Raw genomic sequence first — 25,904 nt, forward strand, 5'->3', positions numbered from 1 at the left:
ACCGGAAATCCGTCGATGACCACCCTTCAGCTACACCACCAGTTGGGACACGACCCCATCTGGACAGACTAAGCCTTTGAGGTTGGTCCCAAAGGGCACTACCAGCCGGGAGCTTCCGACTGGTAGTGCCTTTCTTCGCAAAGACCGTCATACCCTGGCGACAGGTGTGACAGTCCTGCGTCCCGATGTGGCAGGATTCAAACCCGCCGGTTACCCCTTCCTCTGCCACACAACCATCATCGCGGTAATCCCCGGCAATGCCGGCACGAGGAGCAGGATCAGGCCAAGCCATAGTGGAATGATGTTGTCGTAGCCGCCGCCTCCGATCCCCGCATTGAAGGTGAGCCAACACATCGCAATGACGAAAACGGTCGTCACGACCGCGCGCTCCCTGCGGCCATGATGGGCTGCGGCCAATGAGAACAACCATCCCAGCTGCAGCAAGAATCCAACCCCCACGAGATAGGCGATGATGGCGTTCCTGTCGGTGGTTACCTGATCTGGTGTCCATTCCGGGTAGGCGGCCCGCACGTGGCGTTCGACGCCACCGAAGATCCATAAATCCAGCAGCGGCAAGAGAATACAGAAGACCTGCAAGCTGGCTCCGATCTGCAACGCCTGAGTAAGGTTCTTTCTGTTGGTTTCTGCCTGTACGTTCCCGATCTGGGTCATTTTCGCTCCTGTTTGTGTGGGTAAAGTGGGTGCGCTGCGGGCGGTTCGGCTAAGCCACCTGCCCGCGACGGGGTGCCTCAAGTTGCCGCGCTGTACCGAGTGCGTGCATCCACCAGACAAGATCCCTGATCATTGAGGTGGCACTGCCATTGAGGAAATCGAAGTCCTCGAGCCGCCGGTCGCCGCTGGCGACCGCCAGATATTGCTCCATCCCGATGTGAACGGCATTGCGCAGAGGAGCGAGCTGGAGCTCCACGCAGATGAGACGGAGTTGCTCGACCGCGCGCGCGGCGCCCACACCGCCATAGCCGAGGAACGCGGCTGGCTTGCGGTTGAACTCGTGATAGGCGTAGTCGAGCGCGTTCTTGAGGACACCGGGTATGCTCCGGTTGTATTCGGCCGTCACGAAAATAAAGCCGTCCATCTCCGCCACCTTCGCTGCCCACGCGCGGGCTTCGGCGCAGTTGGGCGGCGCATAGGCGGGCGAAGTCTGCTCTTCGAAGAACGGCATCGGATAATCCCTCAGATCGAGAACTTCGGCACTGGTCTGAGGAAACATTGCGAGATGCTGGAGCAGCCACTGGGTCGGTTTGTCGGCAAAACGCCCTTCCCTCGTGGTGCTGATGACGATGCCGATGCGAAGCTGTTGCATAGGTATTTCCCTTCCCAAGTGAGGCACTTCATCCGTGCCGGAAAAGTTGGCGGCCAAGAAGGAGGCAAAGGGCGACGAACGCCGCTCCAATGGCGGTGCCGAAAAGTGCGGTCCCGGCCAAAAGGCTGGCTAATCCCGCACTGAGGGGAGCGACGAACTGGCCGAGAAAGAGGGCTGTAGCGACGCCGCCGGCGAACCGCCCGCGTTTGCTGGCGGGCGTTGACGCCAACACCAGCCCATTGGCGGTAGGCAGCAGCAATCCTGTCGAGCATCCGGCGAGCGCCATGCCAACCAGAACCAAGGGGTAGTCACCGCCCGCTGCGAGGAACTGCCCCAGCGCGATCAGGGAGAATGCGAGCGCCAGGATCGATGTGGACCGCATCAGCCGCCGAATGCGGCTGTAGAATGCCGCGGCAATTCCGCCTGCAAATGTGCACAGAGACAACGCGTATCCGGCAAGGGCAGGATCGGCGACACCGTGCGCGGCCAGATGAAACGGTAGTTGAACCGGGATCACATAGAACAGGATCATCCCGACGAAGGCACTGGCGTAAGCGAGTACGACCTGCGACCAGACAATACCGCTCGATACGGCTCCCCCGCTGTCCGCTTCTCTTCCAACTTGCCCCTTCGGCAGGAAGATCAAGAAAAGCGGCAGCAGCAACAGAGAGAGAAGGTAGGTCGCGAACGGCAGCCGCCAACTGATCGCCGCCAGAAGCCCACCCAGCAAAAGAAAGATCATTCCGCCAAAGGATGACGCCGCGCCCTGAAGCCCAACCACATGATGCCGCCGATCGCCTGCATATAAAGCACCGATCAGAGCCAGCGTGCCGGTGCTCAAGCCAGCGATGGCCAGCCCGAGGATCGCGCGGCTGACCAGGAGCACTGCCAGGCTCGATGCATAAAGCCCAACTGAGCCTGCGAAGGCGAAGAGCAGCGCCGAACCAATCAGTACCTTGCGTGCTCCCAAGCGGTCGACGAGAGCTCCGACCGGGGCGGCGGCCAACGCGATCACGAGCGCAGGCAGGGTCAAAGCGACCTGCGAAAGAAATTCAGCACTGGGCACCTCGCCGAATGCCAAGGCGATGGCCGGTAGCGATGGCGTGATCGCTGTAGCGGCCATGGCGGTGAGGCAACTGGCGCCAAGAAGACCAGCAAGCCTTCCGATGCCGTCGGAGCGGCCCAAGGGAGGGGAAGGAACGTCGATCGCCGTTTTGGTGCTCATCAGGAGGGCCCGCCACTATTTGACTTGGCACCCTGTGTAACCATAGAAACAATGGCGAAGTAGATGGCCATTTATCGCCTCTATGTTTCCATATGTGGACGACATCGATGATGAAGCTCAACGACCTGTTCTTCTTCGTCCATGTGGTGGACCACCGGGGCTTTGCGGCCGCGGCGCGCGCGCTGGGTCTTCCCAAATCGAGCATCAGCAAGCGCATCGCCGCCCTCGAGGATGATCTTGGTGTCCGGCTCATCCACCGCACGACGCGGCAATTTGCCGTCACTGAAGCGGGGACGGGCTTTTATCGCCACGCCAAGGCTGCGCTGATCGAGGCGGAAGCGGCCGAGGAATCCGTACGCCAACAATTGGGCGAACCGCGCGGGTTCGTCCGCCTGACCGCGTCGGCGGCCATGGTTCAGATGGCACTCGCCGATCTGATACCGGAGATCGCGGCGCTTTATCCCAGAATCCAAATCGGCCTGGTCACCACCAACCGCTATGTCGATTTGGTTCAGGAGAATTTCGACATCGCGATCCGCGCTCATCGGGCCGAACTGCCGGATTCGGATTACGTTCAAAAAAGGTTGGGCTTCTCCCCCAATTACCTTGTGGCGTCACCCGCATATCTGGCCGAGTATGGCATGCCAAGCGAACCTGAAGACCTTAGCGACCATTTTGGTATCTTCGTCGACGCCATGCCGTCGCATAACCCGACCTGGCGCTTGTGCCGGCAGGATGACGCTGGCGTCGACATACCGCTTATCCCGAAGCTTTTTGCGGATGATCCCCTGGTGACCCTCAATGCGGCTCTTGCGGGTACGGCGATTGCAAACCTTCCGCACGGGCTGTGCTGGCCTCACATCGAAGGCGGCAGGCTTGTCCGGCTCCTTCCCGACTGGAGGACGGGCGGCACGACGACGACGATCCTCATGCCGCATCGGCGGGGCCAGTTGCCCTCGGGCCGGGCTGTCGTCGATCACCTTGCAAAGGGGCTTACGCACAGGCTGGCGTTGAGCGACACCAAATCGAGTCAGAATGTCCGCTTTCTCTACTCGTCTGCCGAAAGTTGACGGTCGCTTATCCACCCCGTTGCGGATTTCGTGGGCATAGTGCAAGCGGCACGAAGCGGTCATCCGTTGTGAGCGAATGACCGCTACAGGCTCAAATTTCGGTCCGTTCAGCAAGAAGTAACGCGTCCTCGATGTCCACACCGAGATACCGCACCGTGTTTTCGATCTTGGTGTGGCCGAGCAATATCTGAATGGCGCGCAGATTTCCGGTTGCCTTGTAGATCATGGCCGCTTTGGTTCTGCGGAGCGAGTGCGTGCCATAGTCCGATGACCGAAGCCCAATCGCTGTGACCCATTCATCGACCAGTCGGGCGTATTGGCGCGTGCTCATGTGGTGCGAGTGGTCGATCCGACTTGGGAAAGCGTAATCACCGACCGTGCCGCCGCGTCTCTCGAGCCACACCAATAGGCTGGTACGCACATCGCTCGTTAGCTCAAACTGAACTGGTCGCCCAGTCTTCTGTTGCACGACCATTGCCCGCGTTCGAATTTCCGGTCCTGTCACCAGGTCACCGGTTTTGACTTTCACCAAATCACATCCGCGAAGCTTGCTGTCGATCGCAAGATCGAACAGGGCACGATCTCGAACTCGGCCTTCCCGATCCAGAAAGAAGCGGATAGCCCAGATCTGCTTCTGCGTTAGAGGGCGCTTGGTCCCAACAGTCTTTCCAGCATTCCATGCAGCCCGTCCTCGGGCTGCAGCATCATATCGTGAGTATCCCATCGAAGTTCTCCTTTGGCCGTGCTTGGCCAAAAGAGAAACGCTGAGATCGGCAGCCGCAGGGCCGGAAGCTGTTGGTCCGGTTCCGAAGAGCAAGGCTAATGAAGCAGACATCCACAGAGCGTTCGAAACATGGAGCGCCGGTTCGAATCTTCTCCGGCAGCCCATGCTGTCATTCGGCATGGAATATTTGCACGCCGATTGGGGGTCAATGTTGGATGCGGTTTGACAGCCCAAGCTCGTTCGCTACATGAAGGGCGGCTTTAGAACGGAATTGGTCATTCACATGACTGACAGTGTGATCGATTGTCTGACGCACGCACCTGCATCGACCAGTCAAAACTATGAAGAGCGTTCTCATAAGGTTTGCCGGATGCATGCGATAGTGCGGATCGGCCGCTCAGAGCGCGAACCACAGGCGACACGCGCCCCTTAGTAGCCTGCCGATGCAAATTCATTGGCCTAAAGCAGAAGGTGCTCCATCGAAGGATCGGCGATCACGACGAGCGGGCTTCCGTCGCGAACATTTTCGGCGAGGTGGATGACGTCCTGATTGAGCATGCGGATACAGCCTGACGAAACTGCCCGGCCGATGCTCCAGAACTCCGGATTGCCGTGAATGCGGTAGATGGTGTCTCGGTTGCCTTCGTGAATGTAGAGAGCACGGGCGCCGAGAGGGTTATCGAGCCCTGGGGCCATGCCGCCGTTTGCGATACTGACCGGCTCAAGTTCAGGCTGGCGCGCCACCATCTCGTTTGGGGGATTCCAGCGCGGCCATTCGCGCTTGTAGGCAATATGCCGGCCCCGCCCGGCCCAAGAGAACCCATCTCTGCCAACGCCCACACCATACCGGGTCGCTCGTCCACCTGAGCCCACATGATAGAGATATCGGTTCGGCGTATCGACCACCACCGTGCCAGCCCTCTCGGCTGTCGGATAGTCGACTTCGGTGCGCCACCATTTGGGGTCGACCTGCGAGACGTCAACTTCCGGGATCGGAAACCGCTCGTTGGCCATGGCGTAGTACATCGGGGGTGTTGGTGGCGGAGGTGGCGGCATAACCGGTTGCGCCATCTGCGGCCGCTGAACGGTCGACGCACATCCGGCCAGAGCCAGCGACGCCGCGCCCGCGAGAAAGACGCGACGACTGGGCAAACTTGCTTTGTCTTTCAACACAGCGATACTTTCTTGCTGTTGGCGATCTCGCCGACAGTTTGGTCATCTACCTTATGCCCAGCTTAAGGCTGCCCGCATCTTGACAGTTTTTTGCTCACTGCAATGCCGCCAGTTGCTCGTTCATCAGTTCGGGCGACACTTCCCCGGGATAGGTGGCCGAAATCGTGCCGTCGGCGTCGATGAAGAGCGTTGTCGGCAACCCGCGGGCCTCATAGTGTCCAGAGGTCGACCAGTACGGATCGAGAATGACGTGTTCGAGATCGAGGTCCTGAGCGGTCAGAAACTCTTCGATTTCAGATCGCCCCTCCCCCTGATTGACGAAGGCGAATGCGATGTCGGGATTGTCCTGTGCTGCCTGGGCAAACATCGGCATCTCGCGAACGCAGGGCGGGCACCAGGTCGCCCATAGATTGATGACGAAGGGTTCGCCCTGAAACTGGGCCAGATTGATACGTTCGCCATCAAAGGTTTCGAGGGCTGTTCGCGGGAGCGGCGCACCGGACGTCTGCTGGGAAAGCAGCAGGACGAAGCCCCGCAGGCCGAACCCGACGACGCCCGCAGCCGCCGTGCCGGCAAAGACCGGCAATCGGCGCGCCTTCCAGAGCGCGACACCCAAAAGGCCCAGGATGCCGCCCCAGATATTGAAGCCACCCTGCCAAATGTAGAAAAAGCGCAGCGGATCGGGAGTGAAGCTTTCAATATGGACGAGGACATGCACCAACCGCGCCCCGGCCACTCCGGCCAGGATCATGGTCAGAGCCAGGTCGCTGAGGGGACGTTTGATGACCCGTCCGGCCACGATCATCACGATATAGAACGCCAAGATGCCGACAATTGCGGCGAAACGCTCGGCCGAAAACAGTAGCGGGCCAAGGGCAATTGCATTCATTACAGCATTCCCGCTTCGAGGGCCTTTTCACGGAAATCAGTTATGCCGATTTCGCCGATCAGGCGTGTGCCTTCAACCTCAGCAGCATTGGCGTCGACATAGAGCAGGGTGGGTGGGCCATATACCTGCAGCGCCTGCATTACCCTCTGGTCGTTAGGACTGTTCTCCGTGACATCGACCTTGATGATTGCGGCATCGTCGAGCCCGGCCAGTGCCTCCGGACTGTCCCAGATCTCGCGTTCGATCACGGCGCAGGAAATACACCAATCGGCAGTGAAATAGACGATGCGATTCTGACCTTGGCTGCTCGCGACTGCGGCGTCGAGCCCATCAAGGCCAGCAACCGTGAGTGTCCGTGTCTCACCTCCCGAATGCGCGGGCCCGATCCCTGCGAGCGGTTCGAGAGGGCTTGTCGCGCCCGTCGCTGCACCGAAGCCAAGAAGACCGCCATATGCGAGGACCAACGCGCCGAGTGCGCCCCCGGCAAATCGCCAACCTGACCGCAGGGCGGGAATAAGCCAAAAGACATATATGGCCATGGCGACGGCAAGCGCGGCCCATAGAGCCACCGCCACAGCTCCGGGAAGCGCTCGCTCGAGCATCCAGACTGCGGCTGCGATGAAGACAAACCCGAAGACATGCTTGACCCGCTCCATCCAGGCGCCAGCCCTCGGAAGCGCTTTGCCGCCCACAGTCCCGAAAATGATCAGCGGAATGCCCTTGCCCATGCCGAGGGCAAACAGCGCCGCCGCTCCCAGAATTGCATCACCGGTCTGTGCAATATAGATGAGCGCGGCGGCCAGAGGCGCAGTGACACAAGGGCCGACGATGAGCGCCGAAAGGAACCCCATGATTCCCGCGCCGGCAAAACCACCGCCGCCACCGGAGCGTCGCGTGATTGCGGTCGTCCAGGACGAAGGCAATTGCAATTCAAATGCCCCGAACATCGAGGTTGCGAGCACAACGAACAGGACCGCAACGCCCCAAACCGCCCAGGGAGACTGCAACGCCATTTGCAGGTTTTGGCCCGACCAGGCTGCGGCGAAACCGAGAAGGCCGAAAGCGATGGCCATGCCCAGTACATAGGTCAGCGAAATCAGGAAGGCTTGTGTCGTTGAAAGTGTCTGGCCCGCCCGCGTCAGCGTACCCGCCAGGATTGGATACATGGGAAAGACGCATGGTGTGAAAGCCAGCGCGATGCCAAAGAGCAGAAACCCGCCCAAAACGAAGAATGCCCCGCCCTGCTCCGCCAGTTGGGAAAGCAGTGAGCCGCCGGTATCCTGCGCGATAGTGATCGGCGAGACAGCGGATGCCTGGTTCCCGCCTGCGAGCATGCCGAAGCCAAGATCATCCGAGAGGCTCATCGCCGTGACATCGAGGGTGCGGTTGACCGGGGGATAGCAAATGCTGCCGTCCATACATCCCTGATAGCGGATCGAAAGGGTATCGGCGTCATCGAGCGGCACGACCGTGGTAAAGTCATCCCAGAGGGTTTCGGTGGTGCCGAAGGTCGGGTCCTCCGTAACCTCGCCATGCGGGAGGTCAAGTGCGATCGACTGTTCGTCGGGACCGATCACTTCGATGTGGTCCCGGTAGAGATAATAACCCTCCTCAATCTGCCAGGTCAGCGCGACACCTTCTTGCGCCGCATCTGCCGAGAGAGTGAAGGCCTCGTCGACCCGTAGCGGCATGGCTTCCTGTGCCTGCCCGAGCGTAGCGAGCAAAAGAACTGGCAGGACGAAAAGGAACCGCAATAGGGCCATGAGTTGCACTCCAGATGGGATCGGTGCCGGCTCTGTGGGCGGGCCAACTTAAGCGCAGCTTAAAGGAAGCGTGACGAGCACGCGTAGGCCATTGGGTCGAGCGTTTTCTATGTCGAGACTGCCATTGGCGCGGCTGACTGCGGCGTCGGCTATCGACAGGCCCAGCCCGCTTCCAAGTGCCGTCTGGTTGCGCCCTCGAAAGAAATGGTCCTTGGCGTGAGCGATGTCGTCGTCGGCCATGCCGGCGCCCTCGTCAAGCACCGAGATGGCGACATTTTCAGCGCTGCGGGTGAGGGAAAAGGTTATGGTGCCGTCTTGCGGCGAATGCGCGATGGCGTTTTCCACGAGATTGCGGAAGATGAGATCGAAGTCGGTGGCGGCAATGAGCAGGCCGACGCCATCGAGCTGATCGAGGCCAGCGATCGCGACGGTCTCTGGCAGGCTCATTGTGCTCAAAAGCGTGCGCAGGCTCTGTCCAGCGTCCTTGACGACCGGCGCCGTCGCATCGGCAGCGGCTTCGACCGCGGCGATTGCGAGAAGCTGGCTCACCATGCGCGACGTCCGGTCGACGCCCGAAACGATCTGTTCAAGTGCCTTTTGCCGAACGGTAGGGTCTTCGCTGCGAATAGCGATCTGGGCCTGGGTTTTGAGACCGGTGAGGGGCGTGCGCAATTCATGGGCCGCGAAGGCTGTGAAATTGCGCTCGCGCTCGCGGGCCTGGCGCACGCGGGCGAACAGCGCGTTGAGGGCGCCAAGCATGGGCCGCACCTCACGCGGGCCCTCGTCCTCGATCGAATCGAGTTCATCAGCACGTCGCCTCGCGAGATCGCCGGCAACCCGGTCGAGTGGCACAAGGCCCCGATTGACTGCGACCAGAATGAGACCCGCCATCAGCGGCAGCGTCAGACCGGCCGGCACGATCAGCCCCGTGATGACGTCCCCGACAAGCCGTTCGCGCAGAGCGATGCTGTCGCCGACCAGAACACGGATACCGGTTTCGGCATCGGAGATGGCAAAGACGCGCCAGCGTTCGCCATCGATTTGGGTTTCGGCAAACCCGTCGTCGTGGGTGGCCAGCGCCTCTTGCGGGGCTCCGTCCGAGCGCCCCACCATGGTGCCATCGAACGACCAGAGCTGGCAGGACAATTGTCTATCATAGGGGATATGGGATGGCGCAGGCAGCATGTCGTCGACGACACCGGCCGCGTCGGCAACCATAATCTCGCGACTGGAGACGAGTGAGGATACCATGCGCCCAGCTTCGCTTAGCCGGGCGTCGAGGACGCGCTCGACTTCGGCGCGCGTGCTGAAATAGATCCATCCCACGGCCGAAAGCCAGACCACGCTCGTTGCGACCATCAGGATGATAACCAGGCGCCCCCGGATCGAGGTCATGGGCATCGCCCCATGCGATACCCCAACCCCCTGATCGTCTCGATGGCGCATCGGCCGATCTTTTGTCGCAGGTAGTGGATGTGCACCTCAATGGTGTTGCTGTCCACGTCCTCCTGCCAGCCATAGAGCTTTTCTTCGAGCTGGGATTTGGACTGAATGATCTCGGGCGATTGCATGAGCGCGTGAAGAACCGAAAACTCGCGACGCGAAAGCGCGACGGGTTGCTCTTTGACCTCGACCTGCATGGTGGCCGGATCGAGCGTGATGGCCTCCCAGACCAGACACGCGCTGGCGCGCCCATTGGAGCGGCGCACAAGAGCCCGCAGGCGCGCAGAAAGTTCATCAAGATCGAAGGGTTTGCCCAGATAGTCGTCTGCGCCCGCATCGAGCCCCGAAATTCTATCTGATACAGTGTCTCGCGCGGTAAGAAGCAGGACCGCCTGGTTGTCGTCTCGGGCGCGCAACTCCCTTAAAAGATCGATGCCTGACCCATCGGGCAGCATGATGTCGAGCACGACGGCCGAGAAACGGCCTGCGGCCAGGGCAGCGCGTGCCTCATCCAGCGTGGTCGCGCCTTCAACCGAAAAGCCGGCAAGTCTCAGCCCAGTCAAGAGACCGTCATTGAGGATGGCATCGTCTTCGACCACCAGAATGCGCACGGCGTAGCTCCTGTTCGGTGCGGTATCGATCTGCTTGCACAATGACAGCCTTAAGGCTGGCTTAAGGTGGCGCGCCGAGCGTCGCGACATTAGCACATGACAGGATTGCCTATGCCCAAGCAAATGACACGTCGCGACATCCATCGCCTTGCGCTTCTCGCCCCGGCCGCAGCTATGACAGCCTATGCCATTCCAGGCTTCGCGCAGGATACCCAACTGCCGCCCGATCTCGATGAACTTTTCGGGACACCGGACACGCCCACTTTCGGCGGCCCGGACACAAACGTTACAATGGTGGCGTTTCTCGACTACAATTGCCCCTTCTGCAAACGCAGCGCCCCCCATCTCAAGGCCCTGCGCGAAAGCGATCCCAAACTCAAGGTCATGTACAAGGACTGGCCAATCCTGACAGCAGCGTCTGTCTATGGCGGTCAGGCCGCGCTTGCCGCGCATCGCAACGGGCAGTATCTTGATGCCCATGATGCCCTGATGGGTATCGAGGGCATGCGTATTCCCGCAGAGCAGATGCGTGAGGCGCTTTTGGCCTCGCCGGTCGATATGGATGCCGTCGACGCAACGCTCGAAGGCGACGGCGACGCGTTGCTCGACCAATTGCGCCGCAACCTTGCCGAAGCTGAACAAGTCGGGATTACGGGAACGCCCGCCTATTTCATTGGCCCCTATTTCATCAACGGCGCCCTCGATCTCGACCAGTTCCGCGAAGCCGTGGCAGCGGCCCGCACAGAACTCGGCGTCTGATTGCACCGCTTTACGAATGCGGGCCCGATGGGCGACAACATCCTCTGCGCAGGCTGAACGAAAAGAGCCGAAAATGAGTGAGTGGGACCGTCGATACGATCGCGCGGACTATGTTTTCGGCGAAGCACCGAACGCCTTTCTGGCGAGCCACATTGACTGTGTCAAAGGGCACAGGCGCGCTCTCGCCGTAGCCGATGGCGAGGGCCGGAATGGTGTGTGGCTGGCCGAACAGGGCCTTGCCGTCACGGCCATAGACAGCTCATCGGTCGCCTTGAGAAAGGCGCAAGACCTCGCCAGTCGCCGCGGCGTCTCGCTGGAAACCCAGCACGTCGACATCGTCAATTATGATTGGCCCGCCGAAGCGTTCGACCTCGTTGTGGCCATCTTCATTCAGTTTGCAGGGCCTGCTCTGCGCGATGCGATGTTCAGAGGCATGATCAGGACGCTGACGCCCGGCGGCACACTGCTGATGCAGGGCTACCGCCCCGAGCAGCTTGCTTATGGGACAGGCGGTCCGCCGATGGTCGAAAATCTCTATACCGAAGACCTCATCCGCAACGCTTTCGCCGATCTCGATATCCTCGCCCTCACCGTTCACGACAGCCCGATTTCCGAGGGCACAGGGCATGCCGGAATGTCAGCCCTCATCGATCTCGTCGCGCGCAAACCAGAATAAAAAAGGGCCGCCCGAGCGGCCCTTCCAATCGGGAATCGCGTGTTGCCTATTCGACCGCTTCGGCGTCATCTTCCAGTTCTGAGACAGTCCCCCCAGTTGCCGTGGCAACATAGAATGCCAGGGCCTCGATTTCTTCCTCCGAGAGCGCGGTATAGGGCTGCATAGGGCCCACCCCCAGCGTTACGGCAAGACGCACCTGATCGATACTCGGCTGCAGATCATCGAGGATCGGCCCGATGCCGCCTTCGGTCTCCGCATCCGCCAGCGTGTGGCAAAGACCACAGGCCGGCTCCGCACGCTCGAGAAATACCTCACGGCCAAGCTCGAGCATTTCATCATCGGTTTGGGCGAACGCGGCTGGTGCGGCAAATGCAAATGCGATTGCCGTAAACACACCGAGGCGCGACAGGGAATGGATCATTTTTATTGTCTTTCTTTCATCTTAGCTGATCGTGACGTCAACGCCCGGAGCGCGCCAGCCATTGTGGTTGTATCCGGACTGGTTGGGTTCAGGCGCCTCAGGCTGCTGATTGCCTTCGCTGTCGGTGGCTCGGCTGACGATCCGGTAGCTGCCCGGCGCCAGATCTTTCGCAAGCACGAAGGGGCGCCACGCGTACCGGCCGAGGTCGGGGCCCACGAACTCTGCGGCCTCCCATGTCTCACCGTCATCGAGGGATACTTCGACGCTATCGACTGCATTTACCCCGCCGAAAGCGAGGCCCGTGATCTGGTGCATGCCCGAGGCCGCGGCTTCGAGTGGACCGGTGATCCAGGATTTGACTTCCATCTGCCAGACCGAGGGGTATTCCGGTGAACCGCTTTCACCGAGCGGAACGAGACGATAGCGCTGGCGCTGGATCAAGGCGTCGGTCTCCACCTCGGTCATCGCCACGCGCTTGATGTATTTAACGTTGTTGACCCCGGTGAAGCCAGGAACGATCATCCGAAGTGGCCCGCCATGCGCCAGCGAAATCGGCTCCCCATTCATGTCCCAAGCCAGAAGGATGTTGTCCAAGGCATCGAGTGGCACCGAGCGTTCGACGATCACGTCGGATTCGTTGAGACCCTCAGGAATTTCTTCGCCGCCGGTCCCGGTGACGAACTGAGCACCATCGACGATGCCACCCATGTTTTCCACAACCGTACGGAGCGGTACGCCGGTCCACATGACGCAACCGGCAGCGCCGGTCTGCCACTGGGTGCCGCTCGTCTCATGCTCAAAAAAGGCTCTGCCATTGCCCGAGCACTGAAGCACCATGGCGACGGTTTCTACACCCATTCTTTTGAGATCGCCCACCGTTACCGAGCCCGGGTTGGCGACACCCTCGATCGAAACCTCCCAAGCGTCACGATCGGCCACGATGCTTTCATCGGGTGGCGTGACGTTGTTGCGGACGTAAAGCTGATGCTCGCTGGTGATTGGCTGAACGCCGAAGACGTCGCGCTTGGTCTCGATAGTGTTGTTGGAGTGGATGATGAGCGCGTCCGCGTCTTTGAACTCCACATATTCAGGCAATGGTCCGGCATCCGCCTCCTGAGCCGACACCCGCACCCCCGACGCCACAAGTGCAGCGGCGCCCGCAGTGCCCGCCAGCAGATGGCGACGGCGAAGATCAATTTTTTCCATGTCCGGTCCTCCCTCCAATGCGCTTGATTGCGCCATCAGTGAAGAGACGTGCCGGCTCTGGATTCTATTCCCTCTCCGCGATAATTATTTGCAGCCTACGCGGAGCAGGTCGTGCGCGGGATGTCGACCCTGGCGATTGTGGGCGCAAACTCGGGATCGGAGATACGCCGCAGGCTCGATGTGATGGCCTCAAAGCGCACCCGATCCATCGAACGTGCCACTACGACTGACAAATCCGCGCCGGCAATCCAGTGGGCCGAAAGCAAGTCGGGATGGACAGCAAGTTTTTCTGCTGTCTCCGTTGCATCGGCCGGAAGTGAAAAGACGCTGACCCGGCAACCCTGCGGCCCGACATATCCGCGATGGCGGAGGGTGTTATCGGCTGCCAATGTCATTGTCTCGTCTACGACAAGCCGTAGGCCCGCTTGACGAAACACCTCGGCCTCGCGGACGTGCGCCGGCACTACGGGGTTGGGCGTCTCGGTTGCGACAAAGCCATCATGGGCGGCCACCATTTGAGAGGCGACATCGATGTTCGGAGAGCGAGTCGTCTCGAGCCATGCGAATGCCAGAAGCGCCGATACCACCATGACAGCCAGCGCCGCCGCAATCGCCGGCCCGTAGGGCAAGGGACGTGCGTTTCGGAGGCGGCGTTTGTTCGGCATTCCATCGCCGCGCATACGGGCAACATCGCTCTTGAGGGCGCGGATCGCGTCGACCTGATGAGAAAGTGCCGGGTCGCGCGTCAAGGCCGCCTCGACCTGGTTGCGCGTGCCCTCATCAAGTTCATCATCGACATACGCGCTCAGCGTCTCAAAATCGAATGCCAAGTCAGCGCTCACAACGACCTCTCTGGCGCGACAACGGAATGACCGCTTCGCTGGATAACAATTGGAACATGGCCTGACGTGCGCGTGCGACGCGGCTCATGACTGTGCCCTTGGGGATCGACAAAAGTTCGCCGGTTTCCTCGTAGCTAAACCCAGCAATATCAACAAGAGCCAGGACTTCCTGATGCGCGATAGTCAAACAGGAAAAGGCTTCTCGGACCTCGTAGTGCCGCTCGGTGGTTGCTTCACCGGCCTCCGGTCCATGGCTGCCGGCGAAGCGCTCATTGAGATGGCTTCGTCGCGCATGCGTTCTGGTGCGGTCAATCCACAAATTGCGCACGATCTTGAAGAGCCAGGCACGAAACGCAGGCTCGGGCACCGGAATTTCGGGGGCGGACATCGCTCGGACGACCGTCTCCTGAAACAGATCCCGCGCCTCGTCCCTGTCGCGCGTCAACGCAAACGCGTAGCGCATCAAACGCTCGCGCACGGGATCAAGTCGTTGTTCGAACCGATCGCCCGACACGCCTCCCTACCTTCCTCGGCCGCTTATCCTCCCGGCCCCACACCACGGTAATCAATCGCGGTTCGGAGCGCGAGACAATTTACCGGAGAAGATATTCCTCAACATGCTGAGCCTAGCGTTGTTCGTGTTTGGGCTTTGCCATCGGTTCACGGCCCTTGAGCATGGCGCTCCAGTAAATTGGCGGCAACAACCGTTCCTTTAAGAACCAAGCCAACCGAGACGGTTTGAGATCATTGATGAGCCATTTGGGGAAGCTTGGAATGCGCTTGCCGCCATACCCGAACTCGGCCAGGACGATCTTGCCCTCCTCCACTGTAAGCGGGCATGAGCCATATCCATCGTATATTGCGCGCTGGCGTCTGTCGCCCTTGCCGAGATCGGCCAAGAGGTTTTCTGCGACCACTAGAGTTTGCTTGCCTGCCGCAGCCGCCGTCTTGGCGTTGGGTGCGCGTTCATGACGCTGCCAACGAATAGACATTGTCGTATTTGGTATGTCTTTGGGTGGATTGATACGCAAAAACCCAGCCGGTTTTGGCAGCCAGCGGGCTGACCTTGATGAAACCGGGCGCTGTGTGTGGAGGGACGACACGAATCATGTCGAACGTGCGCTCCACTGTTTCCGTGTTTCCGTGTTTCCGTGTTCCGTGTTTCCGTCTTGCCGTCCCCGTCAGTCTTTTTGAGTGGTTTGCGCGACTAGGTTTCTCATACGCACATTCTCCGTGCCGTAGCAGCTCCCGCTCGAGCAAAAATATTATCGAAATAACTATTGCAAAAAAATGCAATCGACTATATCTAGGCTTCAACGCAGCGCGATGCCGCGCGAAATTGAGACCGAGGATTGCATCAAATGACTGCCATACCCGAAGTGACCGGCTTTTTCGAACTACGCACCTGGTCGATCCAGTATGTGGTCGCCGACCCTGAAACCGGCAAATGCGCTATCGTCGACCCAGTGCTCGACTATGACGAAAAGTCCGGCGCGACCAATACGATCGAAGCCGACAAGATTTTGGCCTTCATCAAAGACAAGGGATACGAGGTTCAGTGGATCCTCGACACCCATCCGCACGCCGACCATTTTTCGGCCGCTCAGTATCTCAAGGACAAAACTGGCGCGCCAACGGCAATCGGCGAGAAGGTCACCGAGGTCCAAAAGCTCTGGAAGGGCATCTACAATTGGCCCGACTTCCGGGCCGATGGCAGCCAGTGGGACAAGCTGTTTGCCCATGGAGAGACCTTCAAGGTGGGCAATATCGACGCTCATGTGATGTTTTCGCCCGGCCATACGCTGGCCTCGATCACCTATGTGATTGGCGATGCAGCCTTCGTTCACGATACCCTCTTCATGCCCGATAGTGGCACAGCTCGCGCCGACTTCCCCGGCGGCAGTTCCAAGGCGCTCTGGAAATCGATTCAGGACATCCTCGCGCTCCCCGATGAAACGCGGATTTTTACAGGCCACGATTATCAGCCGGGCGGCCGCGAGCCGAAATGGGAATCCTCCGTCGCCGAACAGAGGGCAACCAACACCCATATCTCCAAGTGCAAAACCGAAGCGGAGTTCGTGGCGGTGCGTGATGCGCGCGACAAGACCCTGCCCATGCCCAAGCTGATCCTGCACGCCCTGCAGATCAACACTAATGCGGGACGACTCCCCGAGCCCGAATCCAACGGCAAGCGGTTCTTAAAGATCCCGCTCGACGCGCTGGATGGCGCGAGATGGTGACGACATGAGCGTTGCAGAACTTTCCAAGGAAGCCATCGCCATCAAGGAAAAGGCCGGCGATGCGTCGGCCTTCCTCAAAAAACTCGCAAACCGCGACAGGCTGCTGATCTGCTGTGCGCTGGTCGATGGCGAACGCAGTGTCCGCGATCTCGAAGACGCTCTTGAATTGCGCCAGCCCGGCCTGTCCCAGCAATTGGCCGAACTGCGCGCCGCCGAACTCATCGTCGGGCGCAAGGAGGGCAAGCAGGTCTTCTATTCGCTGGCCGACCCGCGGGTCGAGCGTTTCATTTCGACAATGTATGACCTGTTTTGTGCCTGACGCCCATCGCGGCGAAGGCGTGCATCAAAAAAAATAGTCAACCTTCAGAAGGCAGTTCTGATGACTGAATTCACACCTCTGGCTTCCCTTTTCGGCGGCTCCCTGATCGGGCTCGCTGCCGTGCTACTGATGGCATTTCACGGTCGTATTGCGGGCATGACCGGCATTCTTGCCGGCGTCATTCCACCTCTTGGGTCGGACTGGGCCTGGCGTGCGGCGTTCCTGGCTGGCGCCATCATTGCTCCAGCCCTTATCGTGGCTTTTGCCGGTGGCGACGTCATCGGCTTTCACAGCCCCATGCCTGTCGAATGGCTCGTCGCTGGCGGCCTGATCGTTGGCATCGGCGTCACTTTTGGCGGTGGTTGCACCTCGGGCCATGGCGTCTGTGGGATGGCACGCTTGTCCGTCCGCTCTGTCGTCGCGACGCTGACCTTTATGGCGACGACCGCAGCAACCGTTTTCATCGTTCGTCACGTCCTGGGAGTGCTGTGATGCAAAAAATTCTCTTTGCCGGCCTCATCGGGTTGATCTTTGGCACCGGCATCGCGGTGTCGGGCATGGCCAACCCGGCCAAGGTGCTCAACTTCTTCGATTTTGCGGGCACCTGGGACCCGTCTCTGGCCTTCGTGATGGGCGGTGCGCTCATCGTTACAGCCATTGGCTATTTCTTCGTTCTCAAACGCCCGGCGCCCGTTTTTGACAAGGCGTTTCACCTTCCCACCCGCAAGGATATCGACACTCCGCTGCTCGCTGGCTCTGCGGTTTTCGGCATCGGCTGGGGCATCTCCGGCTTTTGCCCCGGCGGCTCGATACCCGCGCTGGGGTTAGGCGAACCCGATGCAATGATCTTTGTCGCGGCCATGGTCGCCGGCATCGTTTTGGCCCGTCTGGCACGCAATGCCATGGCCAGCCGCTCCACCACTCAGAACGCCTGAAGGATACTTCAATGAACATCAAAAAGATCGACGACAGCTTTTCGACAACGGGCCAGATTGTGCCCCATGATATCGAGACGCTGAAGGCCCAGGGGTTTGTCGGCATCGTCTGCGCCCGCCCCGATAACGAAGAGCCCGGACAGCCCAATTTCGCCGAAATTTCCGCTGCGGCGGAAAAGGTGGGGCTCAAGGCCGCGCATATTCCCGTTTCCGGCATGCTGGGCGAAGGGCAGATCATTCGCTTCGAACAGGCGATGGCCGAAATGGACGGCCCCGTACTCGGCTATTGCAAGTCGGGCGCGCGTGCCGGCAGCCTTTACGCAACTCTGAACCGCTAGGCCGGGACAATGATCTCCAAATACGTCCCCATTCTGAATTGGGGCAGACGCTACTCGAAAAGCCAGTTTGGTCGCGACTTTACCGCTGCGGTGATCGTCACGATCATGCTGATCCCGCAGTCTCTGGCCTATGCCCTGCTGGCGGGTTTGCCGCCGGAGGTGGGACTTTACGCTTCAATCCTGCCGCTCATCGGCTATGCGATCTTCGGGTCTTCAACGTCTTTGGCCGTCGGTCCCGTCGCGGTCGTCTCGCTGATGACGGCGGCTGCCGTGGGGCGCGTGGCTGCCGAGGGGACGGCAGACTACGCCAGCGCCGCTATTGTTCTGGCGCTGATATCGGGCGGTATGCTGACGCTCATGGGGCTGTTTCGGCTCGGTTTTGTCGCCAACTTCCTCTCTCATCCCGTAATTTCGGGATTTATCACAGCCTCTGGATTGATCATCGCCACAAGTCAGCTCGGCGGGCTGCTGGGCATCGCAAGCTCCGGCCACGCCATGCCGGACCTGTTGTCTTCGATTTGGGCAAATCTGGGCAGCGTCAATTTCTATACGCTTGCCGTGGGTTTGACCTCGCTGGTCGTTCTTGGCTGGGTTCGGCTGGATATGAAAAAGCGGCTGACGGGCTGGGGGGTGAGCGCCGGGCTTGCAACGTTCCTCGTCCGTGCTGCGCCAGTGGCGGTCGTTCTGGGTGCTATTGCAGCCTCGGCCACATTCAATCTTGGCAGCAAAGGCGTGGCCCTCGTCGGCCAGGTGCCTCCGGGCATCCCGCTGCTTTCAGTCCCCAGCGTATCTCTCGACCTTCTGGCCGCATTGATCGGTCCGGCCTTCATCATTTCGATCGTGGGATTTGTGGAGTCGATCTCGGTCGCTCAAACGCTTGCCGCCAAAAAGCGCGAGCGTATCGATCCCGATCAGGAGTTGGTGGGACTTGGTGCGGCCAACATCTTTGCTGGTCTTGGCTCGGGCTATCCGGTGACAGGCGGGTTCGCGCGGTCGGTGGTCAACCACGATGCGGGTGCCGCGACCCCTGCCGCAGGCATATTTACCGCCATCGGCATCGGCGTCGCCACACTTTTGCTCACACCCTTTTTGGCCCTGTTGCCAAAAGCGACGCTCGCGGCAACGATCGTCGTCGCCGTTTTGACGCTGGTCGATTTCTCGATCCTGAGAAAGACGTTTGCCTATTCGAAGGCCGACTTCACTGCTGTGGCCACCACCCTGTTCGTCACCCTGATTCTCGGTGTCGAGATGGGCATTTCGCTCGGCGTCGCCGCCTCGATCCTGATCTTTCTGTATCGCACCTCAAAACCCCACACCGCCGTCGTGGGCCGTGTTCCGGGCACTGAGCACTTTCGCAACATCTTGCGCCATGACGTGGAAACGCGGCCCGACATCATCTCTTTGCGCGTCGATGAGAGCCTCTATTTTGCCAATGCACGGTTTCTTGAAGATCTGGTCTACGACCAGGTCGCAGCCCACCCCGAGATCCGCCATGTCATCCTGATGTGCCCGGCGGTGAACGCAATCGACATGTCGGCGCTCGAAAGTCTCGAAGCCATCAATGAGCGGCTCAAGGATCTGGGTATCACCTTGCATCTCACCGAGATTAAGGGCCCGGTGATGGACCGCCTCAAGCGCTCGGACTTTCTCGAGCATCTGACGGGGCGAGTATTTCTGTCCCAGCATCAGGCTATCGACATCCTGAGCACAATGCGTTCCGGTAATCGTCCCGGCACCTCACCCTCGACGTCGTCCTGAGCGCTGCAGTGCGGTTCACTCGGTGTCCGCTTCCGGTGTGCCGCAAAAAGACAGGGAACGACCGAATTTGGGGCGCGTAGCGGACAGCGTGAGGCCACCTTCACTCGCCTCCACGTTGTTTTGCTAGCAAGCCGAAATGATCGCAAGCTAGCAAGACAGCAAGATAATTCGCTATCTGGACTACTGACCCACCTGCAGCTTGGAGATGAGGTCGCCCAGCGTCATATGGAGAAGCCCTGCAGAATCGTGCGACGATCGAGTAAGGCGCTTCTACGGGTCGCTTTTTCGTCGGACAACCGGCGCAGATTTGGGCGCTCGCTTGGGGTTTCTGCGAGGTCAGCCCCGATGGCGGAGGAGCGAAGGATTCCAACAGCCACGTCACGAGACGTTAACCACGCGATCGATGGCGTTGCCCCGGATCCTTGTTTTGGGCAAACGGATCCGCATCTTGGCTGTGTCAGGCCGATTCCGGCTTGGCTGGCCGGCAAGTCGCCTTCTTCCAAAAGGCGGCCGACGGAAGTGCTTCCAACACTCCCGTCAGCCTGAGCCACATAACCCCTGAGTCACCAGAGGCATACATGACCTGTCCTTCTTCTAGCGGCGCTGCGGCGTCGAACAAGCCCAATTTTCTTTCCGTTACGACCAGCCCGATCGCCATGGCGTCCGGACTGGTGCAGCACGACCTGGTTAGCCCGACCGACCAGGTCCTGATCCTGGCCACCATCGACGAGACCGGCTCGGCCAGCGTCGGCGACGTCATGGCCGCGCTGGATGGTCACGCCGATCCGGCCGGCGCGATCCAGGTGCTGATCTCTGCGGGAATCGTCGAAGCCGATATCCGCTCCGGCGTGCTGGACCAGCACACTATGCTCACCCGCATGGCGCCGAGCGATCCAGACGATGACCCGACGCCCTCTGCACCGGGGGGTGTACTGCCCATCACCAGCGGCCTGCCCGACGGTTCTGTTTCCCTATGTGTCACCACCATGCATCCGAGCGTGGTCGTCAGCCCGGGCAGTGGACGCCGTGCATTGGGCCGCGCCGAGGTCCTGCAGCGTCCCGGCGTTTACATATTGCTCTCCGGTGCGCAGGCCTATGTCGGCATGGGCTCCGAGGTGGGCCGCCGCGTCGCCACCGGCACACAGCCGATCGCGGATATCGATGCGATCATTACCATTACCGACGCCCATGACGGATTGAGCGAGGCCGATGCCCTGGTGCTCGAACGGATCATCCATGGACGCTTGTCTGCGGCGCGGGAAGTGACGCTGGTCAATGGCACGCCGGACGGTGCGGCAGTTACCCCCGAACGTTTCGAGGAACTCAACCTGCTTGCGGCCACGATGTGTCATGCCCTGGCGCGCGAGGGTTATCTTTTCGTCAATATCAGCCCGCGCATGGTGCTGGCCGGCCCGCGTGCGGAAGAGGGGCGGCTGGCGCCCTTGCGCGCCTTCAACGAGGCGCCGGCGGGCGAGGTGATGGAACTTGCCTTCGGCAAGAACCATACGGCCCTCGCCTGCCGCCGGGCCGATGATGAATGGGTATTGTTGCGCGGCTCCGACATCCGGCTCGATAGCGTGGCCAGCGCCACGGCCTCGGCAAGCTATTTGCGGGCTGCCTGGCACCATGCCGGCATTCTGGAGCTGGCCCATGACGGGACCTCCTACGTGCTGACCCGCGACATGGTCTTTTCCTCGGCCTCTGCCGCCATGCATTTTACGGTGGGCAGCAAGGGCCAGGGACGCGGCGGCTGGCAGCCCATCGATACCGGCCTCACCGCACCGGCGCGCTAGCGCAGCTCTTCCCTCGCTTCATTCGCCTTCCTTCATCTCACCAATGGCGCGGCCCTGGCCGCCGCCTGGAGACGGCACATGCCCATTTCTTCCCTGCGTACCCCTTCACCTGATACCGAGACCGACGACGAACCCCATATCGCGGACGACACGCCTCCACCGCTGGCCGAGCGGACCAGCGACGCCTTGGCCCAATGCATGGTCGAGGCCGCGCTCACGCCTGCGCTCAAGCGCTTGTTGAAAACCCGGCCCCGCCTCATCGTGATCAAAACGGCCGACGAGACCTCGGCTGGACTACTCGAACGTTATCTATCCGGCCAGGACCGTTCGACGATGGTCGCGGCCTATGCCGAACGGCAGAAATCCGGTGGCCGATACGAGCCGCAGGGGCGCGCCGAACTCGACCTGCTCGAAAGGGGCCGCAGCGTCATCCTCATCTCGCATGATCCCGAGCGCGTGCTTGTCCCCGAAGCTCTCGCAGGCGCCGATGCCATTATCGCGGTGCCGGGCCCGGACCTTGCCATTATCCGCAAGACCATCCGAATGGTCACCGGCCGCACCGTCCGCGGTCTGCTGCGGACCGATGTCGAGGGTCTTTCCCTTCACGACCTGACCGTTGCCATCCGGCCGGGCCTGTCCTCGCGGGACTGCATCCTCAATCTGCGCCGCATCGCCGGTCATCGCAACAAACCGGCCGAGCACAGTCGCGGCGTTCCCCTCGAGCGGCTGGCGCTCACGAGGCCGGTTGCCGTCTGGGCGCATGAGACGCTGGGCATCATGCAAAAGGTCGCCGAGGGGAGTCTGACCCCCTCGGCACTGCGCTTTGCCTGCCTTGCCGGACCGCCCGGCACCGGCAAGACGACCATTGCCGAGGCCCTTGCTGTTTCCGCGGGCTGGCAGTTCACTGCAACTTCGGTGGGCGCCTGGTTTGCCAGCTCCGACGGCCATCTGGGTGATGTCATCCGTGCCGCGCGCATCTTCTTGGACGAAGTCGCCAGTGCCGACGGTCCGGTGGTCGGGCTGCTCGATGAGATCGACTCCATTCCCGACCGGGCGACGCTCGATGCAGACCGGGCATCGTGGTGGGTTCCCGTCGTGACCTTCCTGCTGACCGAAATCGACCGGTTGCGCAAGGCCGATAGGCCGATCATGCTGATCGGGGCCACCAACCACTACAGCCGGCTGGATAAGGCGCTGGTTCGTCCGGGTCGGCTGGAACGCAAAGTGCCTGTCCTGCTCCCGGACCTCGATGAGCGGTGCGGTATGTTTGCGGCCTATGTCGGAGACAGGCTCGACCAAGGCGGCATTGCGACGCTGGCACGGCTGTCCGTGGAGGCGACGCCCGCGCAGATCGAAAGCTGGAGCCAATCGGCCATCGCCGCGGCCGAAGCCGAGGATCGCCCGCTCGAACTGGCCGATCTCATGGTTCTGATTGCCCCGCCCGACGGACGGTCGCCGGAGACCGACCGGAGCATCGCCATCCATGAAGCAGGTCATGCCGTGGTGGCTCATGCACTGAACCTGCCGATCCTGGAAGTGTCCATCCTCGGCTCTGGCGCCATGGGAGGCTGGGTAAAGCCCAGGATCAATGATGGGTTGCTCACCCGGGGCGATGTCGAGGATTTTGTCACCATGGTGCTAGCTGGGCGCGCCGCCGACATCAGCCTGGGCATTGGCGCCAATAGCGGCGCCGAGTCGGATATCGAGATCGCCAATATGGTATTGCGCAGCGCCATGCTCGAGCTGGGTCTTTATGGCCCCCTGACGACGGTCCAGAACACCGACCCGCGCCACTGGACCAATGGGGCCTCGTTATGGGCGGCAATGACGGTCGAGCTCGACCGGCTCCACGACCGGGCCGTCACAATCGTCAGCCGGCGCCGGGATGACATCCTCCGCCTGGCCGGAATCCTGCTGGTCGAGCGCGTCATTACCGGGGCCAGGCTGGCCGAGATCTTCGATGCCGCCCACACGGCCGAAAAGCCTGACAAGGTCGACGATGACACCGAAGACCGCGTCTCCGTGACCGGGAGGATCTGATGCAGAAGGCCGATCATATCCGCATCGCTGCGCACGCCTGGGACTATGCGATGACCCTGTGCATGCGCACCCTGCCGCAGGGGCCCGAGCGCGAGGCGCTTGTCGCCTGTGACCAGCGTCCGACGATCTCCAATATCCGCGCCGCCCTCGCCATTGGCCGGAACCGCCCCTGGCTGGCGCTGATCGAATCCGCTCTGATCGCGATCGCACTGGCCGCCATTGAAGACGTGCTCCACGAGGCCGACCGTGACCATCGCCGCTGAAACTCGCTCCCTGATCGAAGCCGCGCTCGATGGCGATCCGGCACTGCCGACGCTGGCTATTGCCGGCTCTTCGCCCGAAACCCTGACCCTGCACATCACGCCCGGTGTGCCGGCCAGCGAGATCGGCGGCACCACCTATTACCGCACGCCGCCATTCCGCCGCGAAACGCTCACCGAACTGGTCGTACGCATGCAGCGCCTGCGTTGGCACCGGTCTGCACCCCTCACCCCGCTGGCCATGCCGCCAACAAAGGCAGATCTTCAGGCGCTGCATCAAAAGCACAAGCGGGCCACGGCTGGATTCGAGTGCTGGCCGGGATGGACCGATCTCCTCGATACCGTCTTCACCTGGCTCGACGAGATCGCGCCACAGCACTCCTGGCAGACGGATCAGGTCAAGGAGAAATACGCGACATTGCGATTTTACTGGTCTGGCGACCTGCCTGAAACCGGTGATGCGATCATCGCCGCTGCAGAACATCTTTCCGGGCATGTCTGCGAAGCCTGTGGCGCCCCCGGATCGCTGCAGAGCTGGAATCGCTGGTGGAGCACGCGCTGTCCGGACCACAAGCGCCGGAGGTGGTCATGAGTATCTTGTCCCAGGAAACCATCGCGGCCGGGTTGCGTGAGGCGGAGCGCATCAAGGCCGGGTTTGTACCCGGCGCGGCGGAACTGGCCGACGCACCGCTCCTGACTGGCTGGGCCGTCCAGCCCCTGCCCGGCGGATTGTTCCGCCTGGTCGGCTTCATCAGCGGCGATCCCCTGCTTCAGGACGGCTGCATCACCACTGCGGCAATCCTGGCCGCCGATGAACTGCAAGGATGAACGAAGCCATCCGCCACTCCTATCGACGCGGTCCGGGGATCGGAAACGAGCCACATAGCTATCAGGCGAGCATGCTCGATTGATAGCAAGCCCGCATGCCGGTGGGTCAGCATTTGTTCCTTGCCAGGTTTCCTCCGACATTGCCGAGGAAAGGATGACCATGACCAAAAGCATTAGTTCCATTGTCCTCGCGCTCTGGGGTAAGGGCGGTTCGGGCAAAACATCGACTGCACTTGCCCTGGCGAGCCTGGCGGCCGCCGAGGGCCGCCGCGCCATAGTCCTCGACGTTGACCCGCAGCGTTCGGCCAGCGAATGGCATGCGGTGAGCACCAACCCTCCCTTTGCTGTGCATAGCACCGAAGTTGGCGCGGTTGGGGCGCTGCTGGATCGGGCCAAAACACGCTACGACGTGGTGCTTATCGATAATCCACCGGCCCGCTACAGCGGCTCCACCGCCATTGCCGAGAGGGCCGGTATGTCGCTGATCTGCGCCCGTCCGTTTCTCTTCGATATCTCTTTGGCTCTGGAGTGGGTGCACGTCCTGAAGAACGCCCATACAACGCCATTGGTCGCGCTCACCGCCGCGCCACCTCTGCGCCTTGATATGGAGTCCCCTGCTGTCCGTATCGCGCGCGAGCGCCTCAAATCCGCGGGCGCGACTCTTTGGCGTCACCAGATCACCCACCGCCTCGCCTACCCGGAGTTGATCCATCGCGGCATGACCATTGCCGACCTGTCCGCCGATGCCCCGGCCCGTACCGACTACGAACGCCTGTGGTCGGCCATTTGCAAGTGGAAGAGGTAATTGCCGATGAACACGTCGCCGAAATCGCCCCTCCGCGCGACCGCGATCGCGCCTGACTTGGTAGAAGAGACCGAAGCACGCGCTCAGATCTGTTACCGGCTGTCCCGCGAAAGGCGCGACATGCTGCACCGCCTCGCGCTCGACCGTCGTACCAACCTGCAGGGCCTTCTCGATGAGGCCGTGGGCGACCTCCTCGCCAAGCTGCAGGCGGACTCGTAGTCCCGATCGCGCGCTATCTTGCTGTCTTGCTAGCTTCCGATCATTGCAGCTTGCTAGCAATACAGCGGGGAGGTGAGCGAAGGTGACCTCGCACCGTCCGCAACGCGCCCCCATTCCGGTCGCTCAGCCCCTCGCTGCAGCTTCCTCAAAGCAGACGGACTGCGGCAAAGTGTAGGGTACTGCTCGCAGGTCGTGTCCCAACTGGTGGTGTAGCTGAAGGGTGGTCATCGACGGATTTCCGGT

General features: G+C 61.1%; 30 protein-coding genes. 16 read left to right on the forward strand and 14 right to left on the reverse strand.

Annotated elements, in window-relative coordinates; all coding sequences use genetic code 11:
• Positions 1 to 210 precede the first annotated feature (210 nt).
• From V4T21_RS18620 to V4T21_RS18630, 3 genes are read right to left on the reverse strand one after another with little or no spacing between them, the layout of a single operon-like run.
• Positions 211 to 672: a hypothetical protein gene (locus V4T21_RS18620; protein ID WP_332719737.1), complete on the reverse strand. Its 462-nt coding sequence runs from the start codon at positions 670 to 672 to the stop codon at positions 211 to 213.
• A gap of 49 nt (positions 673 to 721) precedes the next feature.
• Positions 722 to 1,324 carry an NADPH-dependent FMN reductase gene (locus V4T21_RS18625; protein ID WP_332719739.1) on the reverse strand — a complete coding sequence of 201 codons (603 nt, stop codon included), beginning with the start codon at positions 1,322 to 1,324 and terminating at the stop codon, positions 722 to 724.
• A 28-nt stretch (positions 1,325 to 1,352) separates the two neighbouring features.
• On the reverse strand, positions 1,353 to 2,549 hold the full coding sequence (locus tag V4T21_RS18630) for an MFS transporter (protein ID WP_332719741.1): 1,197 nt from the start codon (positions 2,547 to 2,549) through the stop codon (positions 1,353 to 1,355).
• Positions 2,550 to 2,656: 107 nt separating this feature from the next.
• On the opposite strand from V4T21_RS18630, the gene V4T21_RS18635 reads away from it, so the two are divergent.
• A complete protein-coding gene (locus V4T21_RS18635) occupies positions 2,657 to 3,619 on the forward strand; it encodes a LysR substrate-binding domain-containing protein (protein WP_332719743.1) in 963 nt (320 codons plus the stop codon).
• 91 nt (positions 3,620 to 3,710) lie between these two features.
• On the opposite strand, the gene V4T21_RS18640 is transcribed toward V4T21_RS18635, so the two are convergent.
• From V4T21_RS18640 to V4T21_RS18665, 6 genes are all read right to left on the reverse strand, one after another.
• Positions 3,711 to 4,343: a tyrosine-type recombinase/integrase gene (locus tag V4T21_RS18640; protein ID WP_332719799.1), complete on the reverse strand. Its 633-nt coding sequence runs from the start codon at positions 4,341 to 4,343 to the stop codon at positions 3,711 to 3,713.
• A 459-nt stretch (positions 4,344 to 4,802) separates the two neighbouring features.
• Entirely contained in the window at positions 4,803 to 5,495 is a 693-nt protein-coding gene (locus V4T21_RS18645; RefSeq protein WP_332719745.1) for a L,D-transpeptidase, read from the reverse strand.
• A 115-nt stretch (positions 5,496 to 5,610) separates the two neighbouring features.
• On the reverse strand, positions 5,611 to 6,405 hold the full coding sequence (locus V4T21_RS18650; RefSeq protein WP_332719747.1) for a prolipoprotein diacylglyceryl transferase family protein: 795 nt from the start codon (positions 6,403 to 6,405) through the stop codon (positions 5,611 to 5,613).
• Positions 6,405 to 8,168 (reverse strand): protein-disulfide reductase DsbD, encoded by a 1,764-nt coding sequence (dsbD, locus tag V4T21_RS18655; RefSeq protein ID WP_332719749.1) that lies wholly within the window; start codon positions 8,166 to 8,168, stop codon positions 6,405 to 6,407. Before dsbD ends, V4T21_RS18650 begins: the two co-directional genes overlap by 1 nt.
• Positions 8,169 to 8,216: 48 nt before the next feature.
• A complete protein-coding gene (locus tag V4T21_RS18660) occupies positions 8,217 to 9,563 on the reverse strand; it encodes an ATP-binding protein (RefSeq protein WP_332719754.1) in 1,347 nt (448 codons plus the stop codon).
• Positions 9,560 to 10,222, reverse strand: coding sequence for a response regulator (locus V4T21_RS18665; protein WP_332719756.1), 663 nt, complete (start codon positions 10,220 to 10,222; stop codon positions 9,560 to 9,562). Before V4T21_RS18665 ends, V4T21_RS18660 begins: the two co-directional genes overlap by 4 nt.
• 111 nt (positions 10,223 to 10,333) lie before the next feature.
• On the opposite strand from V4T21_RS18665, the gene V4T21_RS18670 reads away from it, so the two are divergent.
• Positions 10,334 to 10,981 carry a DsbA family protein gene (locus V4T21_RS18670; RefSeq protein WP_332719760.1) on the forward strand — a complete coding sequence of 216 codons (648 nt, stop codon included), beginning with the start codon at positions 10,334 to 10,336 and terminating at the stop codon, positions 10,979 to 10,981.
• Between the two features lie 73 nt (positions 10,982 to 11,054).
• The gene (locus V4T21_RS18675; protein WP_332719761.1) at positions 11,055 to 11,657 is read left to right on the forward strand and encodes an SAM-dependent methyltransferase; all 603 of its coding nucleotides are present in this window, start codon (positions 11,055 to 11,057) and stop codon (positions 11,655 to 11,657) included.
• Positions 11,658 to 11,703: 46 nt separating this feature from the next.
• Here V4T21_RS18675 and sorU read toward each other — a convergent pair whose 3' ends face one another.
• From sorU to V4T21_RS18700, 5 genes are all read right to left on the reverse strand, one after another.
• Complete coding sequence (sorU, locus tag V4T21_RS18680) at positions 11,704 to 12,078, reverse strand: SorU family sulfite dehydrogenase c-type cytochrome subunit (protein WP_332719763.1); 375 nt, start codon at positions 12,076 to 12,078, stop codon at positions 11,704 to 11,706.
• A 21-nt stretch (positions 12,079 to 12,099) separates the two neighbouring features.
• Positions 12,100 to 13,284, reverse strand: coding sequence for a SorT family sulfite dehydrogenase catalytic subunit (gene sorT, locus V4T21_RS18685; RefSeq protein WP_332719766.1), 1,185 nt, complete (start codon positions 13,282 to 13,284; stop codon positions 12,100 to 12,102).
• A gap of 95 nt (positions 13,285 to 13,379) precedes the next feature.
• The gene (locus tag V4T21_RS18690; protein WP_332719768.1) at positions 13,380 to 14,114 is read right to left on the reverse strand and encodes an anti-sigma factor family protein; all 735 of its coding nucleotides are present in this window, start codon (positions 14,112 to 14,114) and stop codon (positions 13,380 to 13,382) included.
• Between the two features lies 1 nt (position 14,115).
• The gene (locus tag V4T21_RS18695; RefSeq protein WP_332719770.1) at positions 14,116 to 14,640 is read right to left on the reverse strand and encodes an RNA polymerase sigma factor; all 525 of its coding nucleotides are present in this window, start codon (positions 14,638 to 14,640) and stop codon (positions 14,116 to 14,118) included.
• A 112-nt stretch (positions 14,641 to 14,752) separates the two neighbouring features.
• Positions 14,753 to 15,157, reverse strand: coding sequence for a hypothetical protein (locus V4T21_RS18700; protein ID WP_440589678.1), 405 nt, complete (start codon positions 15,155 to 15,157; stop codon positions 14,753 to 14,755).
• Between the two features lie 330 nt (positions 15,158 to 15,487).
• On the opposite strand from V4T21_RS18700, the gene V4T21_RS18705 reads away from it, so the two are divergent.
• The 13 genes from V4T21_RS18705 to V4T21_RS18765 all read left to right on the forward strand — a co-directional run bounded on the left by V4T21_RS18705 (position 15,488) and on the right by V4T21_RS18765 (position 25,661).
• Complete coding sequence (locus V4T21_RS18705; protein WP_332719772.1) at positions 15,488 to 16,366, forward strand: MBL fold metallo-hydrolase; 879 nt, start codon at positions 15,488 to 15,490, stop codon at positions 16,364 to 16,366.
• Between the two features lie 4 nt (positions 16,367 to 16,370).
• The gene (locus tag V4T21_RS18710) at positions 16,371 to 16,685 is read left to right on the forward strand and encodes an ArsR/SmtB family transcription factor (protein ID WP_332719774.1); all 315 of its coding nucleotides are present in this window, start codon (positions 16,371 to 16,373) and stop codon (positions 16,683 to 16,685) included.
• Between the two features lie 60 nt (positions 16,686 to 16,745).
• Positions 16,746 to 17,177, forward strand: coding sequence for a YeeE/YedE family protein (locus tag V4T21_RS18715; protein ID WP_332719776.1), 432 nt, complete (start codon positions 16,746 to 16,748; stop codon positions 17,175 to 17,177).
• Complete coding sequence (locus V4T21_RS18720) at positions 17,177 to 17,620, forward strand: DUF6691 family protein (protein WP_332719778.1); 444 nt, start codon at positions 17,177 to 17,179, stop codon at positions 17,618 to 17,620. The genes V4T21_RS18715 and V4T21_RS18720 overlap by 1 nt, the downstream gene beginning before the upstream one ends.
• 11 nt (positions 17,621 to 17,631) lie before the next feature.
• A complete protein-coding gene (locus V4T21_RS18725; protein ID WP_332719780.1) occupies positions 17,632 to 17,958 on the forward strand; it encodes a protein tyrosine phosphatase family protein in 327 nt (108 codons plus the stop codon).
• 9 nt (positions 17,959 to 17,967) lie between these two features.
• Positions 17,968 to 19,716 carry a SulP family inorganic anion transporter gene (locus tag V4T21_RS18730; protein ID WP_332719782.1) on the forward strand — a complete coding sequence of 583 codons (1,749 nt, stop codon included), beginning with the start codon at positions 17,968 to 17,970 and terminating at the stop codon, positions 19,714 to 19,716.
• Between the two features lie 578 nt (positions 19,717 to 20,294).
• The gene (locus V4T21_RS18735) at positions 20,295 to 21,509 is read left to right on the forward strand and encodes a DUF4357 domain-containing protein (RefSeq protein WP_332719785.1); all 1,215 of its coding nucleotides are present in this window, start codon (positions 20,295 to 20,297) and stop codon (positions 21,507 to 21,509) included.
• Between the two features lie 78 nt (positions 21,510 to 21,587).
• Complete coding sequence (locus tag V4T21_RS18740; RefSeq protein WP_332719786.1) at positions 21,588 to 23,549, forward strand: AAA family ATPase; 1,962 nt, start codon at positions 21,588 to 21,590, stop codon at positions 23,547 to 23,549.
• Positions 23,549 to 23,812 (forward strand): hypothetical protein, encoded by a 264-nt coding sequence (locus V4T21_RS18745; RefSeq protein ID WP_332719788.1) that lies wholly within the window; start codon positions 23,549 to 23,551, stop codon positions 23,810 to 23,812. The genes V4T21_RS18740 and V4T21_RS18745 overlap by 1 nt, the downstream gene beginning before the upstream one ends.
• On the forward strand, positions 23,796 to 24,401 hold the full coding sequence (locus tag V4T21_RS18750; RefSeq protein WP_332719790.1) for a hypothetical protein: 606 nt from the start codon (positions 23,796 to 23,798) through the stop codon (positions 24,399 to 24,401). Before V4T21_RS18745 ends, V4T21_RS18750 begins: the two co-directional genes overlap by 17 nt.
• A complete protein-coding gene (locus V4T21_RS18755; protein ID WP_332719792.1) occupies positions 24,398 to 24,637 on the forward strand; it encodes a hypothetical protein in 240 nt (79 codons plus the stop codon). Before V4T21_RS18750 ends, V4T21_RS18755 begins: the two co-directional genes overlap by 4 nt.
• A 160-nt stretch (positions 24,638 to 24,797) precedes the next feature.
• On the forward strand, positions 24,798 to 25,442 hold the full coding sequence (locus V4T21_RS18760) for an AAA family ATPase (protein WP_332719794.1): 645 nt from the start codon (positions 24,798 to 24,800) through the stop codon (positions 25,440 to 25,442).
• Between the two features lie 6 nt (positions 25,443 to 25,448).
• Positions 25,449 to 25,661 (forward strand): hypothetical protein, encoded by a 213-nt coding sequence (locus V4T21_RS18765; protein ID WP_332719797.1) that lies wholly within the window; start codon positions 25,449 to 25,451, stop codon positions 25,659 to 25,661.
• The last annotated feature ends 243 nt before the right edge of the window (positions 25,662 to 25,904 follow it).

This window comes from Pelagibacterium mangrovi (assembly GCF_036662815.1).
GTDB lineage: Bacteria > Pseudomonadota > Alphaproteobacteria > Rhizobiales > Devosiaceae > Pelagibacterium > Pelagibacterium mangrovi.